Raw genomic sequence first — 16,745 nt, forward strand, 5'->3', positions numbered from 1 at the left:
GCCTTTGGCGCGGGCGTCCTGTGATTCTGAGCGAGCCGCTTCTGCTTTTCCAAAGAAGTTGGGTGGGAGATAAACAGCTTGTAAAAGCCCGATTCGTGAGGGCTGATTAAAGTTTCACTTTATATTGATGGACAAGTTCAATTGGTGACATATGAAAAGGTCTATTCATCCCAGAAATGAACTCTTTTACATATAACGTTTCTATCTTTTCAACGTCATCTATCTTGTCCATATATAATAAAGAAACAGACTGTCCGTCATATTCGTCAATCCGCTTCAAATCGATAGCAGGTCGACGAATATAACGGACAATATACCAAAATTGTTCTTTTATGTTTCCTTTCTGTTTGGGACATGTACATAGAAGTGTTTCCTATTAATGGGAAATTTATTTTAAAATTTAGGTTAAACTCGTTTCTTTTCTTTGGCCGTATCCTTTTTTCGAATCCGCTTTAATACCATCGTCTGCCACATTTGATTTTAAATCGTTCCCAATAATTATGTCCACCAAAGAAAATGCGTTCCAATATATTTGATTTCATAACTAAAAACTACCACAACCTGAACAGTTATGGTAGTTCCAAATTTTATCCCGCTATTTGCCGGCAGTAAGACTCCCACCTCAAAATGCAGCGAAAGCATTGTCCAGCTCTAGCGGCTAGAACCTCCGGTCGTTTCGCCTCCTCGGACGGCCCGCGCCTCTCTCTGTATTTGGCGTGGGCGTCCTGCGATTCTGAGCGAGCTACTTCCACTGTTCTAAAGAAGTTAGGTGGAAGATAAACTGCCCGTAAAAGCACTCACCAATCAGACTCTTTTTATAGTGGTCGAATTTACCATCTAAAAGTATGGTAACGAATATGACATTTCTGTTGACACTTATCGTAAGCGCTCGTATAATCAAATTGTCAATAATGAAAATCACTATCAGTTAGGGTGTAGGGGGAAGCAATTCATGACATTCAAGTTAAAAGTATTATCTGCAGCAGCAGTAGCATCTTTACTTTTTGCAGGTTGTGCGAAAGAGGAACCGAAAAAGTCTGAAGCACAAGAGAAAAAGACAGAACAAACTGCTAAAAAAGAAGAAACAAAACAACAAGAAGTAGATTTTGTACAAGCTTACAAAGATGGAGTAGCTGAACTTGAAAAAGCAAAAGACGGCAAAGAGGTTGACTTTGATAAAGTAACAAAATTATACAAAGACAAATTACAATCCCTTGTTCAACAACGCGATGGTGAATTTAGCGAGCAAGTTGACCAAACTATTACAGCTGCATTAGAAGCAGGTAAAAAGAAAGAAATGGAACCAATGGTTGTAAAGCAACTATTTGATAAATTAATGCAAAAAGAGTTCTTCCAATCTATGCGCCATGAGTTTAAAGAGATTGACACAAACTGGAGTAAAAAAGATGAAGTAAAGAAAGAGATGGAAGAAGCACTTGCGTTTTATAAAGGTGTAGAAGGTACAGTTGGAAAGCGTGATACGGCATACGGCACACAAATGGCTTCTACAATTCAAGGCGGCTTCAATGAGATGAAAGCAGCAATTGACAAAGATGATAAACTTGCATTCGCACTTGGAAAACAAGTTGTAGATAAAACGTTAATGAAAACATTCTACTTTGCAACAGGAGCTGAGCCACACGGCTATGCTACGAAAATGGTAGAAGAAGCAAAAAAAGATGAGAAAAAAGCTAAAATTGAGCAAGCTGAGGGATGGGCATTTTATCAAGCTGTTTATCCATATGTAAAAAAAGCAGCTCCTGAAGAGGCAGACTTTATCTTAAAGCAATTTGATTTAAAAACAGATGTAAAAACAGTTGATGCAAAAGCGGTAAATAAAGCGTTTGTACGTGGATTTGCAAAAGTTGCATTAGGTGAGTATAAAGAAAGTCAAGAAAACTTCGGAAAAGATAAAGGTCCTGTTACAGCATTAGAAGGTGCTCTATTTATTAACATGATTGAAAATGATTTAAAAACAGTACTTGGCGAGCAGCAAACAGCGGAGTTAACAAAAACAACGCAATCTTATTTAGACGCAGTAAAAGCGAAGAAGAAAGAAGAAGCAGATAAGTTATTGCCGCAAATTGAATCCACATTAAATAAAGTGGTTGAAACAGCGAAATAAGGCTGAAATGTCTATATTCTTTGGAAGAAACCTTGTCTTGACAAGGTTTCTTCTTTTGCATAGGGTTGTAGAAGGTGGTGAACGAAATGAAGGTATTAATTACTGGCGGAGCGGGTTTTATCGGAAGTCATCTTGCATTGAAATTGTTAAAGCAAGGAAAGCAAGTTGTACTTCTTGATAATTTTCATTCCTATTATGCAAAGTCTAGAAAACTCTTTCAATTAGAACAAGTACAGAAAGCTGGAAAGGTTCTCTTTTATGAATGTGATATTTTGCAAAAAGATGATGTGAAAGCTGTTATGCAGCAAGAGAAAGTCGATGCAGTCATTCATTTAGCGGGCTTTCCGGGGGTAAGACCATCGCTTGAAATACCAGGTGCTTACGTTGATATTAATATAAAAGGGACAAGCAATGTATTAACATGTGCCGGCGAAGAAAATGTGAAGCATGTTATTTTTGCATCGTCTTCTTCTGTATATGGAGAGCAGGCTGGGATGCCTTTGCGAGAGGAAATGGCAAACGGACGTGTTCTTTCGCCGTATGCTGCATCCAAATACGGAGCAGAATCTCTTTGTCATGCGTATCAATATATGTACGGATTTCAAATGAATATTTTACGGTTCTTTACTGTATATGGACCGTGGGGACGTCCGGATATGGCAGTTGCAAGCTTCATTCGAAAGTTATTGAACGAGGAAGAGATTGTTGTGTACGGAACAGGTACAGGCCGTGATTATACGTATATCGATGATATTACAGAAGGAATCGCTCTTACATTACAATCACATCATAGTGATGTATATAATCTTGGGTCTAACGCGCCTATTTTAATGACAGAATTACTCGCGCAGTTAGAAACACATTTCCCGTTTATGCGTGTAAGGCGAGAAGCGCATCGTAAAGGGGACGTAACATCAACGTGGGCAGATATTTCGAAAGCGCAAGAACAACTTGGATATAGGCCACGTGTATCTTTTGCAGAAGGGTTGGAACGAACCGTTGCGTGGGCGAAACAATATTCGGATATTGTTTAATATTTGTGGTGTTTTTTTGCTATGCATCTTTTTTCTTTTGTCATGGCGGTCGTTTGAAGCATCTTCATTATTGAAACATCTTCAAACCCTATGGAAACAACCATACATGGTTATGTTTCTCATTATGATGTACGGTATTGCTTTTTTGTTACGTGCATATGCATGGAAACTGTACCTTCATCATCGTATAACAATAAAAGAAGCGTTATATGGACTGTTGTATAGTTTGTTCATTAACCATGTTTCTCCTCTAAAAGTTGGAGATGCTGTGCGCATTGCTGTGATTACAAAAGAGAAGAAAGTAACATTAGGGGAAGCAACGCAATCTGTCATCGTTCTTCGTATATTAGACTTACTTATTCTTGGTATGTTTGGAGCAGCGGGTATGTTTCTATTATGGAGAAATATCTTACTCAATGTTCCAGTCATTCTTACTTGTATATATATCGGAAGTGTGATGGTATTTCTTTTCTATAAGAAAGCACCGCAATTTGTAGATAAGCAGTGGAAGCAACTGAAAGGAGCGCTATTTACGGCAAAAGGCGGAATTATTTTGTTCCTTATTGCGCTGAGCTGGGTTTGTGAAGCATTTGTTATTTATGAAATTGCTCAGTCTTTGTCGTTTGTGCAAGCAGTTTGGGTAAATAGTGTGACCATTGCTGGACAAGTGTTTCAACTAACACCAGGCGGAATTGGTACGTATGAAACCGTTATGACATTTGCATTGCAAGCGGTAGGAACTACGCAATCTGATGCCTATCAATGGTCGTTAATGAGTCATGGTTTTAAATTTATATTTTCTTATGGTGTGGGAGTAATACTATTACTAGTGTATCCGATGGAATTACGCTCATTTTTCAGTCAGAAGGGAGAAAAAATTCGTTGGAAGAAGTAAAGAAAGCGTCAAAATTTGAAAAAGTAGCAGCGCGCTGTTGGAATCTACTAAATGAAGGGAAACCATTTACACCGATTTTTGTATTCGGTACATTTTTGTTGTTTTCTATTTCACAGTTTGGAAATCCAAATTTTGTGTCTGCTTTTTTTAGTAGCTTTTTATTCATTGTTCCGCTACTCGTTTTATATTATTTGTTTGATTTTCCATTGTTTTTGCGAAATTATTTATGGCTACCGTTCGTTGCCTATTTAATCGTATTTAAAATGGTGCATGTACCGTTATTATTATTTGCATTAGGATTATATTTTTTCTTTACGATCCTATTTTGGGGAACGTTATATTATCATTTACGTATTGGAACGTCTTGGTTAAACTTTACACGTTTTTGGAAACTCGTGCTAAAGAACAGTGATTCTACAAGCGGAAATGCACAGGAGCAAATGCCGAAGTTTTTGCTATTGTTATCACTTTGGTATTATTACTACCATTTCTTCCAAGAAGGTGGTACGTACGGTGCAGTAGATTGGAAAACACTGCTTATGTTTTACGGTGCTCTTGCAATATACACGATCATCTTACATCGTAATTTATTTGACTGGCAGCCAAAAGCAATTGCATCTTATACGAATAACATGCCGGAAAATAAAGAGGCACTGAATGAAAAAGTAGTTGTAATTGTTATTGATGGTATGCGTAAAGATCGCTTTGAAACAGCACATACACCGTATTTAGATTCTCTCCGAAAAAAAGGGACGGAGTTTTTAAATATGGAAACGGTATATCCAGCTCGAACCGTCGTATGTTTCTCTTCTATGTTTACAGGGACATATTCATTTGAGCATGGCATTAAATCGAACATGGTTTGGAAGCACGGTGTGAATGTAGAAAGTATTTTTGATTCGCTTCGAAAAGTAGACAAAACAGGGAAAATGCTAGCCGTTGCGCATTTAGTTGACGCGTTTGGTGAAGATGTGGAAACATTTACAGCTGTTATGAAAAATGATGTTGTGGATGGGAAGATTATGGAGAAAGCGAAACAAATAATGGATGAACAAGACCCAGATCTTTTTATTGTACAGCTCATTTCAACAGATCAAACGGGACATAGCCGTGGTGTGTTATATGATGAGTATTTACAAAAAATTCATGAGGCAGACCAGCATGTAAAACATTTTATCGAGCATTTAGAGAAAACAGGAAAAACAGAGAATACGACGTTTATCATTTGTGCTGATCACGGACAGGCAGATGGGATTGGCGGTCATGGCCATTTAGATGAAGGAGAACGATTCGTACCATTCTTTATGTATGGCCCTCATATTAAACAAGGTGTTAAGGTAGAAGAAAAGAAAAGTCTTGTCTCTATGGCACCGACACTTGCTTACTTATTAGGTGCACCGTATCCATCTCATAGCCGTGGTCCTGTGTTAGTGGAAGCGTTAAAGGAGCAGGAAAAGAAATGAAAGTAATTGTATTTATACCAGCCCTAAATGAAGAAGACTCCATTGCACATGTTATTCGAAAAGTACCGCGTCATTTTCATCCGAGTGTAACGGTAGAAGTTCTTGTCATTGATGACGGTTCAACAGACAGAACGGTGGAAGTTGCAAAAGAAGCTGGGGCGGATCATATCGTTTCATTTGCAAAAAATGGTGGTCTAGGTGCAGCCGTTCGAGCAGGATTAAAGGAAAGCTACCGCCTTGGGGCAGATATTAGTGTGATGATTGATGCAGATAACGAATATCCAGCAGATGAAATTCCGAATGTATTGCAACCTATTTTAGAAGGAAAAGCAGATTATACAATGGGATCGCGTTTTCGTGGCACTATTAGCGGTATGAAGCTGCATAGAAGGCTTGGAAACTATTGTTTTACGATGCTGCAATGTATATTGCTGCGTAAATGGATTCGTGATGGTCAATCAGGAATGCGTGCTTTTTCACGGCAAGCGATGGAGCACGGGGAAATTGTGCATGATTACAATTATGCACAAGTGATTACACTAAACTTAGTGCGAAAAGGATTTCGAGTTCAAGAAGTACCGATTACTTATAAAGTGCGTGAAACAGGGGAATCGTTTATTTCGTTTCGTAAGTATATGACGCGTGTTCTTCCCGCAATTTGGAAAGAGATGAAACGTCCGGTAGAGAAAGTTACGATTGACTATAATGCACATATGTTAATAGGAGAAAAGAGATGCTCATAGTAGGCATTTCTTTTCTTGACAATGAAAGTGATAATTATTATCATTTTTCCAGGAGGAACGATCATGAAAAAAATAATTACTTCATTATTTGTTAGTATTTTCTTAATATTCTCGATACATACGAGTGTATTTGCTTATTCCTACGGAAATCCGAACGAAGAAAAGGTTGCAGATGCATATAAGCAAATGGTCGCAAAGCTAGATGAAAATCCGACAAACTTTAAAGAAGCAAAGAAGGCATATGAAAATGTGCAAGAAGAAATTGATCAGCACATGGGAAAAGAACCTTCTAAAGCTATTATGAAAGACTTTGATAAACAAAATAAAGAAGAGATTATTACAGATATGCAAAAAATTCTTGCGCTTAATATTAATCGTCGTTTAACGAATGTCGATGAAAAATTTGGTGACTATGATACAAGTAAACGTTTGTTAGCAAAAGCATTTGCAACATATGATGCATTATCACCAGTTATTGCAGAGCGTAATAAAGAGTTAGATGTAAAATTAAAAGATGAATTTAACAAGGCGTTAGAATCACTTGGAAACCCTGGATTATTTGGAGTAGGACAAAAGGAAGCAAATCATGATGCTTTCAAGCAAAGTAAAGATGTCATTTTAACAAGTTTACAAAAAGAATTGAAAATTAAAGATTTTAGGGTTGGTCATTTTGATGTTAGTGGAAAAGAAGAAGCTTCAGCAAACAAAGGCCAAACAGAGTGGACAGATTTAAGTAACTTAAAAAACTGGGCTCCAATTGCGATAATTGTACTTATACTTGCTGGAGTCATTGTATATGCAGTAAGAAAACGCAAGTAAAGATGAGGAGGAAGAGCGATGCAATTGCAAGCATTTCTTATTACATTCCGTGAAGTATTAGAAGCATTGCTCATTGTTGGGATTATTACTACGTATTTAAAGCGTACGGATAATAAGCAGTTTGTGAAATACGTTTGGTTAGGAGCAGGTCTTGCGGTTGTAGCAAGTTATCTTGTCGCTCTTGTCTTCCAAGTTGTGTTTACTGGCTTTGCCGCAATGGGAAGTGAGATGTATTTAAAGATATCGATTATGTTCATTTCCGTTATTTTGCTTACGCAAATGGTATTTTGGATGGCAGAACATAGCAAAAATATAAAAGGCAACATGGAAAGTAAAATGAGTCATTATATTACGACTGGAAACGTAATTGGAATGGTTCTGCATTCGTTTCTTGTTGTGCTACGAGAAGGCGTTGAAACAGTGTTCTTCTTCGCGGCGATTACAGGTGGAAATATTGAAGCGGCACTGCAAGGCTGGGGAGCAATTACAGGCGTTCTTGTTGCAGCTCTTGTCAGTTACTTCTTCTTTAAAGGAACGATGCGTATTTCACTAAAAGTATTCTTTAAAGTAACGGGAGTATTTATTGTTTTCATTGCAGCTGGACTTCTTGTGCAAGGTATTTCCATGCTGCAAGATTTAAAAATAATTGGTAGCGTAATGCCGCACGTATACGATATTACGTGGCTACTCCCGGAGCATCCAATTGATTATGCTCACTATTTGCGTGATCATGGTACTGCACCGATTTTTTCAGGTGATATCGGTATTTTCTTAAAAGCGTTTTTAGGATATTCTTCAATGCCATCGCTTGAAGAAGTGCTTGCATATATCGGTTATTTTGTTGTCCTTTATATGTTAATTGTCTTTAAAAAACCTGCGAAAAAAAAGAAAACAGTAGCCGAAGTAAATAAATCAGTAAGCTAAAAGTACAAGGAATCTTCCTTGTACTTTTTTTGCAGAAAGGAAATCAGATGAAACAATTATTACGTATATGGGCAATTATGCTTTTTTCTAGTGCAATTCTCATTCGTTTTTTTTATGCAAGTCCGTTTGCTGCAACGTGGGATGAAGTAGATTTTTCGCTTGCGTTAAAGCAATATGACATATTAGCGATGCAGCCTCATTTTCCAGGGTATCCTTTTTTTATTTTAGGGGGAATGATGACACATCTTTTTATAGAAAATCCTGTGCAATCGTTAGGGATTTTTAATGCAATTATGGCACTTACCGCTGCTTTTCCAATGTATTGGATTGCACGCCGTTATGTAAGTAAAACGAGTGCTCTTATTGTTGTAGCTGTATTACAAACAAGCGGTTATTTTTCCATTTTAGTGACGCAGCCGATGTCAGAGGGAGCGGCGATAGCTGTACTGTGGTGGTATATGTGGAGCGTAGATCGAGCGTTTCGGACAAATGAATTTCGGGCTCAGTTTTGGCCAGTAATCTTATTTGCTCTATTAATGGGAATCCGTTTATCGTATGTGCCGTTTGGAATAGCGCTTATTTTATTAGTATGGCAGCAGTGGCATGAGGAGAAGTGGCGGTTTATTATTATATGCTGCACAGTTGTTCTTTCGCAACTCGTATGGATTGGGGCGCTTATTTGGAATATCGGCGGTTTAGCGGGATTATGGAAAATTTCTTTCGGATTTGTAGAAGGTCATTTTACAGAATGGGGCGGTGCGGTTACAGAAACGAGTGAACCGATTATATCACGTCTGTTTCGTTTGCTTTCCGAGAATATTGTATTTGCGGGAATCGGTGTTCATTCGTACGTTCTTGTAGGTTTCTTTCTTTTCTTTTTGTTTCTTTTTGTTTTACAATGGAAGAACATACGTTTCTATCCGAAATTATTTATAGCACTTGGCAGTGTATATTTTCTTTGGAATTTACTTGGACAAAATATCGATAAGCCACGTCATTCTTATCCAATTGTAGCAATGGTGTTTTTCGTACTTGCTATTTCATGGTTAAAAAAACATAGTGGAATCTTACTGCTGTTATTTGCAACACTTCAACTTATTGTCAGCATACCGCTTATGCAAGAACAAAAAGAAGCTGTGCCTGCAACGTATCAGCTAGCATCATATTTACAAGAAAAACAGCAGCCGTTTATCGTATATACATGGGAAGAGACACGTGTTATGGAATACTTACATGTACCATATGAACATAAACGCTTTTACACATATGACTATTTTTTACAAGATAAAAAATATCATAAGAATGATACAATATACGTTACGAATCATCTTATTGAAGGATTTCAAAACCAAGGGATTAATATAAAAGGACAGGTGGAAAAAGTTGCCGTCTTTCAGTCTAACCCGTTATTTGATCCTGTTTATCATAAAATAGTGTTATATAAGTGGAAAAAGGATTCAGTTGCAAAGTTAGTTGAAATGTAGGAAATCTGTGGTTGAAAACGACAAATTTTATGCATACATCAACAATCTATATAATGTACAGTTTTGATTAAATTAACTTAATAAACCTTGATGAAAGGGAATATAGAAAAAGCGTGTTTTGAAAAAAGATTGTTCAAAACACGCTTTTTCTATATTCAAAAATCATCATCCTTTCATAAAAAGTTTGATGATTTTTGTGCTCATCGCTCAATTAAAGCGCCCGATTGTGGAAGATCTTAATTACTATGTCTTTTTGAACAAACCTACCTCTTTACTTTTTATAAAGTAAAGAGGTAAGTCAGCAGTTATAATGATGTCTGGGTAATAATAAGTAAGTTACCGTTGCTCATAAAAAAGCAAAGCCCGATTGGCCCTGCTTATTATTTGACTATTACTTTTCCATCCATTCCTTTCTGGAAATGGTACCGACATATCAGTTGATAAGTACCGGGATCTTGAGGTTTCACGGTAATGGTTCTTTCTTTTCCCGGCTGGACTTCGGCGTCAATTCTGAGCTTTTCCACTGTGAAGGTGTGCTCTTTCTTACCTTGGTTTTTCAATATCAACGTTGTCGTTCTTCCAATCGGAATAGTGATGACATTCGGATTAAAGTAATCATCGTTCAACTCGACCTCAATCACTTTCACTGACTCAATAGGCTGTGTTACGACGCCGGATTCAGCAAATACACTGAGTAAGCCCGGAGTTGTCACAACCAAAATCATCGCAAGTAAAACGACCAATCCAGTTAACCACTTTTTCACAGACATTCGCAATCCTTCCTTTCCTAAGCACTATTGTTTTCCAATTCATAAAATATTATTACTATAAATAGGGTTCCAACGTGCTTCAAATAGTAGCTCTTTTATCTGAAACAGTGACAAAGAAAAAAATAACGATCTTCTGGAATCCATTCTTCTTCAATTAACCTGCACCACTAGTTTAAGTGGAATACTTCATATTAATTCCTTCTTCTTACTCCAACACAGAATTTATTAAAATATAGTTAAAACGGTTTATCCCGCATTAACGGGCAGTAATACTTCCACATCAAGATTCGGCGAAAGCAAAGAAGTTAGGTGGGAGATAAACTGCCCGTAAAAGCCCGATTGGTTCAACTAATAATCAGTGGGGGATGAAGAAAACCCCCACTGATTAAAGTTTCACTTTATAAAGGAGGAATTAAATTGAACATGCGTATCGAACAACTTAATAAGGAATTAGATTATCAAGAGTATATAAAAAAGATTATAGAATTATGGAATATGAATGCTATAGAAACAGCACAATGTGAATTAGACGAAAGCGATAGAATGGGTATTTGGGAGCAATTAGAACAATTTGTTCAATCAAAATATGACGCTGTTTTTGTAGTAAGTGATGAAGGCTCAAATATGATTGGTTATGGAGTGGTTTCTATTAAACAAGATCTAGTTACCGATATGTTATATGGTCAAATTGATGAGGTTTATATAAGAGAAGAATATCGAAGACAGCAAATTGCTAAAAATGTAGTAGAACATTTAATGAGATGGTTGAATCAAGAGGGGATTTCTGCCGTTCACGTGAATGTAGAGAATAAATTAGCTTTAGATTTTTGGGAGAATACAGGTTTTGAAAAGGAGTTTTTTCTTTTATCAAATAGTTAATTTCTATGTGAAATATGAATTGAAACTAAGATGACTAGAATAGCATGATGTTACTAAAGTCATCTTAGTTTATTTTTATAGGATTGTTATAATTGATCAAATTTTTTTTGAAAATAGCTTCTTTATACAAAATAGCACCCTTAACTAATTTTTGTTATATGGTGAGGTTGTTGTATCTTGGAACATGTTAGTTAAATCTTTACTTGCAAGCAACATAATATAGCGAGAACCTCCTTCTTTTTCTTCGCATATAATATTTATGTCAAGCCCTTCTGACATCACTGTTTGAAATGGCTGGGAAACGTTTAATTTCTGTTTTTTATATCCTTCATCTTGTAATTTGTATATCCATACTTGCTGAGTACTTGTTTGAAATACCATATAGTCTTGAAATGCACTCACTAGCCCTATGTTATTATTGGAATCTCCATGAACTTCATCTAATTGAAAAGGTTCTACATTTTTAGTTTCCATATTCACAATAAAGTAGGATTCTGGATACCACTGATCTGGTGATGGAAAAGTAGCATAGAAAATTTTATTTCCTACAATTCGAATATTGTTAATAAACTTGTGAGGAGTAGGGTACACAATTGTTTCACCACTTTTAAGGTCGTATAAGTATAAGTTAGTTTCAATGCTATTTCCATCTGAATACACTAATTTTCCTTGATTCATATGACTGACAGAATAACCTGTATCATATGAATGGGTTGTAGCAACGGTCTTTACTGTATCATTTTTCAAATCATATACTTTTATATAAGCTAACTTTTTAATCGGATCAATTTCTGTCCATGTTACAAAATGTTGATACAAGTTAGCATCTATTGGTCCTTCTGTTTCATATAATTTTTTTTGCTTACCATTATGTATGTTTTTCACATATAAAACGGATTGAGTACCAAAATCATCTGTATCAGTCCACAATACCCATTCTTTGTTAGCTTGCTGACCTTGCATATTGGGATTTTTTAATTTAGATTGGAAGACTTCTTTTGTTTCTTTATTTACGTAATCGTATGCTATCAATTTATTCGGCATACCGGACTTACTGTTATCATCAACAGTCATATACATTACTTCATTAGAACTAGATGGTAAATAAAACCGATTGTAATCGAGTGAGAACTTTGTAAATATCCCTATTTTTTGTTGCTCTATTTTGTTAATACCTTTAGATATGTTTTTTGTAATATTACATGAACTTAATATCACAAGGCATATCAAACCAGTGAATAAAGAAATATTTCTTTTGACCATATAAAAAATCTCCCCCAGATAAAACAGTACTAATTCCATCATACCAGATAGAATCACTTTTTTTACATATAGTGTAAATAGAACGTCATAAGAGGTGCTCTATAAAGTGAATGCAATAGCTATTTTATATAAAAAGTAGTATTTCATAAATTACTAGTAAAGGTGCTTTTTATACACAATTTTACTTACTATGAATATGGCTGACGTGTTTCATGTGACGAATAGCTTTTTCCATGAAGAATCGTCTCATAAGTGAACTTAAAAAAGACTGAGTAGAAAAACCTACTCAATCTTTCTTATACGATCAAATAATAACCCATCTGTCGTATCATTTTCTCCTATTACAAAATCTTTCATATAATAAGAAAGATAATCACCATATTTTGAATTTGTATTTAAAAGAAGCTCGTCTACGAAGTAAGAGCCAAGCGGTAAATTATCGAGTAAGAGGCTAGCAAGTGCACCGTAAACGCCGCATGCTACTTGAAAGTAGGTTGCGTTTGTTCCATATTGTGTGTATACATGTTGGGTGGCTGTTGTATTGTACATATAGACTTCTTTGTCTTTATAGACAAGTAATACACCGATTAAATCTTCGCCGAGGAGTTGTCCAGTTTCTGGATTTAATACGTGATGGTTCCAGTTCCATAGTTCATCAATATTTTGTTGGTTGTTATGAATTACTTCTGTCATATAATCATTGATACGATATAAAAAGCCGACCTCCATATCGTACAATTTTCCAAGGTTAATTACTTCTTCATGCCCCATTAAACAGCCGGAAAACTGTTTATCTCCTAACGTTACTTTAAATTCTTGTTCGTAAGCAGTGTTACATAAGAGAATTGGAGTTTGATGCTTCATGAAAAGAGGATAGTTTAAAATAGCTTCTTCTAAAAATCCCGCTGGTGACCATGTCGAGTATACAGTTTTTTCTTTAATAAGAGTTGGATCATGATAGAAAGTTGTATCGTGTTCGACGATGAAACAAGCGAGGGGGACTTCCTCAGGATTTTGTTTCATTAACTTAACGGCCATCCATTGAACAACGCCAGGGTTCATACCGGAACAAATAATGCCTGTCATGTTTGTGAAGGCAGGTCTATGCTCTTCAAAGAAATTTTGTCTTTCTAATAAACTGAACCGTTTAATATGCTCGTTTGCATCGATTGCTGGTGATTGCAATGCGGTATTTATATAATGTACACCAGCCTCATTGCAGCATGTTAGCATTTCTACTGCATCTGCTAAGGAAGCATCAATGACTATGCTTGTCTCTGTTTCCTGTAGATGATTTCGAAATAATGTGTGATCGCTTAGATCAAACATATGGAATGTAAAACTCTCGTATAATGCAGGATACATATTTTTAAAGTAAGACCCTGGTTTTTGCTTTATATCAATTAAATGAATGGAACAGTTTTGTAACTGAGAGTATAACGGATTATGAATATCTTTCACGGCATGGTTTAATAAGGATAAAAATGCCCGAGCAGCGCCGCCACTGCTTCCAAGTATAGTAAGAATAAGGTGTTCTTTTTCCATGCTTTCCCTCCTATATGATTAAGATATTCACTTCGCATAAGGAAGGATTATTTGTTTGTCCATAAATGCATAAAAATTCTATGCCTATTTCTTCATTAGTGGCAATGAAGAAAATAGACATAGAAACCTCTTTTCTTTTAAGGGGGCGAGAGGATCGGTTCGCGCATAGAAGCGGTAGATGCCTTTTCCTGCCACATGCGAGGTTTTAAAACAAAAGGAGAAAGTGCACCGTGAAAATAGCTTCCAATATATATGTTACTTTACTTTTTGTGTAAAAACTTGTATTATATAGATATATAATATAGTAGTTTATTTTCAGGAGGAGGCTGTCACCATAGCTTTCTCCTGTTCTTTTTTTTGGAGTCTGCGGTATAGGGCTCTTTTTTCGAAAAAATGACTGAAAATTAAGATACTTAAAGAGGGGAGGGAATACATATTTAATATAACAAGTTTCACTTATTTTGAAAGGAGTGAAGCAGTATGTTATTTCATGTTCCAATTGAAACAATTTATTTATATGGGCTTATTATAACCGGAGCTATTGCTATTCTTTATTTGCTTTTTGGTGATATTTTAGAATCTCTTTTTAGTATATCAAGCGGAGCTACTTCGCCTTTTACATTGTTATTTAGCTTTCTTGCGATGCTATGTGGATTTGGTTACATATTAGAATATATCTTTCCGTGGGGGAGTATTGCTATTTTTGTTATTTCATTTTTCCTCGCACTTGTTGGTGTGATTACAATGAAAATGCTTGTTTTAGCACCAATTTCTAAAGCGGAGCAAAATACAATGCACCGTATGGAAGAGTTTATTGGCTGCAAAGGAGAAGTGATTATTACGATTCCGAAAGAAGGATTCGGTGAGGTGTTACTAGCTTCTCAATTTGGTAGTAATGCGATGCCAGCTAAAACGATAGGAAAGAAAGATATTTTACAAGGGTCTTATGTCATTGTTGAAGATGTGCAAGACGGTGTTTTACTCGTGCAAAATTTAGCGGTTTCTTTAAAGAAACCGAAATAATAAGGAGGAGTTACTATGGTTCCATTAATTATTGGTGGTGTTTTGTTAGCAATATTAGCGATTTTGATTTTAGTCTTTATTACGAAATATCGAACGGTTGGGCCCGATGAAGCGTTAATTGTAACAGGAAGTGGACTAGGCAGTGGGAAAAATGTTGTGACAACAGATGATGGCAAGAAGATTAAAATTATTCGCGGTGGCGGTACGTTTGTTGTGCCAGTTATGCAACAAGCAGAACCCCTTAGCCTATTAAACTATAAATTAGAAGTAGGAACACGTGATACATATACGAAGCAAGGTGTTCCAGTAACAGTAAATGGTGTTTCAATTATTAAGGTGGGTTCTACAATTGAGGAAGTATCAACAGCAGCAGAGCAATATTTAGGAAAAGAAACGGAAGAACTGAAAGTAGAAGCAAAGGAAGTATTAGAAGGACATTTACGAGCGATTCTATCGTCGATGACAGTAGAAGATGCGTATAGTAACAGGGAACAGTTTGCTCAGAAGGTACATGAAGTTGCTTCCACTGATTTGAAGAAGATGGGGCTGCGCATCGTATCGTTTACAATTAAAGAAATTAGTGATAAAAACGGGTACTTAGATGCACTTGGTCAACCGCAAATTGCAACGGTGAAGCGTGATGCACAAATTGCAAACGCAGAGCGAGAAAAAGAAGCACGGATTGAAAAAGCGCGTGCTGAAAAAGAAGCAAAAGAAGCAGAGTATCAGCGTGATGCGCAAATTGCTGAAGCTGAGAAACATAAAGAATTAAAGGTGCAATCATATAAAAGGGAACAAGAACAAGCACGTGCAGATGCTGACCTTTCCTATGAATTACAGCAAGCGAAGGCTCAACAAGGTGTAACAGAAGAGCAAATGCGAGTGAAAATTATTGAGCGTGAAAAACAAATTGAATTAGAAGAAAGAGAAATTGCTCGTCGTGAAAAGCAATACGATGCAGAAGTGAAGAAAAAAGCAGATGCGGATCGTTATGCAGTTGAGCAAGCGGCGGAAGCAGAAAAAGTACAACAAATGAAAAAAGCTGATGCCCAGCAATATAAAATTGAAGCAGAAGCAAAAGCACGTGCAGAAGAAGTGCGTGTGGAAGGTTTAGCGAAAGCCGAAATTGAAAAAGCACAAGGTCAAGCAAAAGCAGAAGTACAAAAAGCACAAGGTACAGCAGAAGCGGATGTTATTAAACTGAAAGGTCTTGCTGAAGCAGAAGCAAAACAAAAAATTGCTGAAGCATTTGAACTATACGGTCAAGCAGCAATTATGGACATGGTATTAAAAATGTTACCAAGCTATGCGAAAGAAATTGCAAGTCCGCTTAGTAATATCGATAAAATTACAGTTGTCGATACTGGCGGCGGTGGAAAAAATAGTGGCGCTGGTAAAGTTGCCGGCTATGCGACTGATTTAATGGCAACGATGCAAGAAACTTTGAAGGCTTCTTCAGGTATTGATTTAAAAGAATTGCTGGAGAGTTTTGCAGGAAAAGGTGCAATGCAGCAATCTGCTAGTGAGGGGCCTGTTGTACAAGTAGTAGAAGAAAGTAAGAAGGAAAATAGTGAGCAGTAAGAAGATGAAATAAAAAACCGAAATAAAAACCCCTTTCTTTTAGGGGGGCGAGAGCATCTGGCCGCGCATGGTAGCGGTCAGTGCCTGTTTCTGCCCCGTGCGAGGTTTAAAACAAAAGGAGCAAACGAGTGCAGGTTCTGTTGTATTCTGCATAACAGCGGCTTTTGTGTTAAAAAACGAGGATGGATTTCTATATA

At 36.6% G+C, this 16,745-nt stretch carries 15 protein-coding genes; 11 read left to right on the forward strand and 4 right to left on the reverse strand.

What is annotated here, in order from left to right; translation table 11 throughout:
* Positions 1 to 106 precede the first annotated feature (106 nt).
* Complete coding sequence (locus BR72_RS25630) at positions 107 to 334, reverse strand: transposase (RefSeq protein ID WP_081904880.1); 228 nt, start codon at positions 332 to 334, stop codon at positions 107 to 109.
* A 618-nt stretch (positions 335 to 952) separates the two neighbouring features.
* On the opposite strand from BR72_RS25630, the gene BR72_RS12920 reads away from it, so the two are divergent.
* From BR72_RS12920 to BR72_RS12955, 8 genes are all read left to right on the forward strand, one after another.
* Entirely contained in the window at positions 953 to 2,125 is a 1,173-nt protein-coding gene (locus BR72_RS12920) for a hypothetical protein (RefSeq protein WP_035433523.1), read from the forward strand.
* 86 nt (positions 2,126 to 2,211) lie between these two features.
* Positions 2,212 to 3,159 (forward strand): SDR family NAD(P)-dependent oxidoreductase, encoded by a 948-nt coding sequence (locus tag BR72_RS12925; RefSeq protein ID WP_035433524.1) that lies wholly within the window; start codon positions 2,212 to 2,214, stop codon positions 3,157 to 3,159.
* Positions 3,092 to 4,054, forward strand: a complete 963-nt coding sequence (locus BR72_RS12930) for a lysylphosphatidylglycerol synthase transmembrane domain-containing protein (RefSeq protein WP_231559717.1) — start codon at positions 3,092 to 3,094, stop codon at positions 4,052 to 4,054. Before BR72_RS12925 ends, BR72_RS12930 begins: the two co-directional genes overlap by 68 nt.
* The gene (locus BR72_RS12935; RefSeq protein WP_035433525.1) at positions 4,042 to 5,517 is read left to right on the forward strand and encodes an alkaline phosphatase family protein; all 1,476 of its coding nucleotides are present in this window, start codon (positions 4,042 to 4,044) and stop codon (positions 5,515 to 5,517) included. Before BR72_RS12930 ends, BR72_RS12935 begins: the two co-directional genes overlap by 13 nt.
* Positions 5,514 to 6,260 carry a glycosyltransferase family 2 protein gene (locus tag BR72_RS12940; protein WP_035433526.1) on the forward strand — a complete coding sequence of 249 codons (747 nt, stop codon included), beginning with the start codon at positions 5,514 to 5,516 and terminating at the stop codon, positions 6,258 to 6,260. Before BR72_RS12935 ends, BR72_RS12940 begins: the two co-directional genes overlap by 4 nt.
* Before the next feature lie 63 nt (positions 6,261 to 6,323).
* The gene (locus BR72_RS12945) at positions 6,324 to 7,079 is read left to right on the forward strand and encodes a hypothetical protein (protein WP_035433527.1); all 756 of its coding nucleotides are present in this window, start codon (positions 6,324 to 6,326) and stop codon (positions 7,077 to 7,079) included.
* An 18-nt stretch (positions 7,080 to 7,097) separates the two neighbouring features.
* Positions 7,098 to 8,003: an FTR1 family iron permease gene (locus BR72_RS12950; protein WP_035433528.1), complete on the forward strand. Its 906-nt coding sequence runs from the start codon at positions 7,098 to 7,100 to the stop codon at positions 8,001 to 8,003.
* A gap of 47 nt (positions 8,004 to 8,050) precedes the next feature.
* Positions 8,051 to 9,487: a glycosyltransferase family 39 protein gene (locus BR72_RS12955; protein WP_035433529.1), complete on the forward strand. Its 1,437-nt coding sequence runs from the start codon at positions 8,051 to 8,053 to the stop codon at positions 9,485 to 9,487.
* Positions 9,488 to 9,867: 380 nt separating this feature from the next.
* Here the strand turns inward: BR72_RS12955 and BR72_RS12960 are convergent, their stop codons facing one another.
* On the reverse strand, positions 9,868 to 10,257 hold the full coding sequence (locus BR72_RS12960) for a cupredoxin domain-containing protein (protein WP_035433530.1): 390 nt from the start codon (positions 10,255 to 10,257) through the stop codon (positions 9,868 to 9,870).
* 423 nt (positions 10,258 to 10,680) lie between these two features.
* Between BR72_RS12960 and BR72_RS12965 the strand changes: the two genes are divergently transcribed.
* On the forward strand, positions 10,681 to 11,136 hold the full coding sequence (locus BR72_RS12965; protein WP_231559721.1) for a GNAT family N-acetyltransferase: 456 nt from the start codon (positions 10,681 to 10,683) through the stop codon (positions 11,134 to 11,136).
* Between the two features lie 144 nt (positions 11,137 to 11,280).
* On the opposite strand, the gene BR72_RS12970 is transcribed toward BR72_RS12965, so the two are convergent.
* Together BR72_RS12970 and BR72_RS12975 are read right to left on the reverse strand one after the other, a co-directional pair.
* Positions 11,281 to 12,399, reverse strand: a complete 1,119-nt coding sequence (locus BR72_RS12970; RefSeq protein ID WP_035433532.1) for a hypothetical protein — start codon at positions 12,397 to 12,399, stop codon at positions 11,281 to 11,283.
* 282 nt (positions 12,400 to 12,681) lie between these two features.
* On the reverse strand, positions 12,682 to 13,944 hold the full coding sequence (locus BR72_RS12975; RefSeq protein WP_035433533.1) for a Rossmann-fold NAD(P)-binding domain-containing protein: 1,263 nt from the start codon (positions 13,942 to 13,944) through the stop codon (positions 12,682 to 12,684).
* 480 nt (positions 13,945 to 14,424) lie between these two features.
* Between BR72_RS12975 and BR72_RS12980 the strand changes: the two genes are divergently transcribed.
* A complete protein-coding gene (locus tag BR72_RS12980; RefSeq protein ID WP_035433534.1) occupies positions 14,425 to 14,967 on the forward strand; it encodes an NfeD family membrane protein in 543 nt (180 codons plus the stop codon).
* A 15-nt stretch (positions 14,968 to 14,982) separates the two neighbouring features.
* Positions 14,983 to 16,548 carry a flotillin family protein gene (locus BR72_RS12985; RefSeq protein ID WP_035433535.1) on the forward strand — a complete coding sequence of 522 codons (1,566 nt, stop codon included), beginning with the start codon at positions 14,983 to 14,985 and terminating at the stop codon, positions 16,546 to 16,548.
* The last annotated feature ends 197 nt before the right edge of the window (positions 16,549 to 16,745 follow it).

It is taken from the genome of Bacillus sp. UNC322MFChir4.1 (genome assembly GCF_000746135.1).
Classification (GTDB): domain Bacteria; phylum Bacillota; class Bacilli; order Bacillales; family Bacillaceae_G; genus Bacillus_A.

What these genes read in the sequence shown, in the direction of transcription:
- BR72_RS12920 (WP_035433523.1), top strand. Translation starts at nt 953, where the DNA reads ATGACATTCAAGTTAAAAGTATTATCTGCAGCAGCAGTAGCATCTTTA.
- BR72_RS12925 (WP_035433524.1), top strand. Translation starts at nt 2,212, where the DNA reads ATGAAGGTATTAATTACTGGCGGAGCGGGTTTTATCGGAAGTCATCTT.
- BR72_RS12940 (WP_035433526.1), top strand. Translation starts at nt 5,514, where the DNA reads ATGAAAGTAATTGTATTTATACCAGCCCTAAATGAAGAAGACTCCATT.
- BR72_RS12945 (WP_035433527.1), top strand. Translation starts at nt 6,324, where the DNA reads ATGAAAAAAATAATTACTTCATTATTTGTTAGTATTTTCTTAATATTC.
- BR72_RS12950 (WP_035433528.1), top strand. Translation starts at nt 7,098, where the DNA reads ATGCAATTGCAAGCATTTCTTATTACATTCCGTGAAGTATTAGAAGCA.
- BR72_RS12955 (WP_035433529.1), top strand. Translation starts at nt 8,051, where the DNA reads ATGAAACAATTATTACGTATATGGGCAATTATGCTTTTTTCTAGTGCA.
- BR72_RS12960 (WP_035433530.1), bottom strand. Translation starts at nt 10,257, where the DNA reads ATGTCTGTGAAAAAGTGGTTAACTGGATTGGTCGTTTTACTTGCGATG.
- BR72_RS12965 (WP_231559721.1), top strand. Translation starts at nt 10,681, where the DNA reads ATGCGTATCGAACAACTTAATAAGGAATTAGATTATCAAGAGTATATA.
- BR72_RS12970 (WP_035433532.1), bottom strand. Translation starts at nt 12,399, where the DNA reads ATGGTCAAAAGAAATATTTCTTTATTCACTGGTTTGATATGCCTTGTG.
- BR72_RS12975 (WP_035433533.1), bottom strand. Translation starts at nt 13,944, where the DNA reads ATGGAAAAAGAACACCTTATTCTTACTATACTTGGAAGCAGTGGCGGC.
- BR72_RS12980 (WP_035433534.1), top strand. Translation starts at nt 14,425, where the DNA reads ATGTTATTTCATGTTCCAATTGAAACAATTTATTTATATGGGCTTATT.
- BR72_RS12985 (WP_035433535.1), top strand. Translation starts at nt 14,983, where the DNA reads ATGGTTCCATTAATTATTGGTGGTGTTTTGTTAGCAATATTAGCGATT.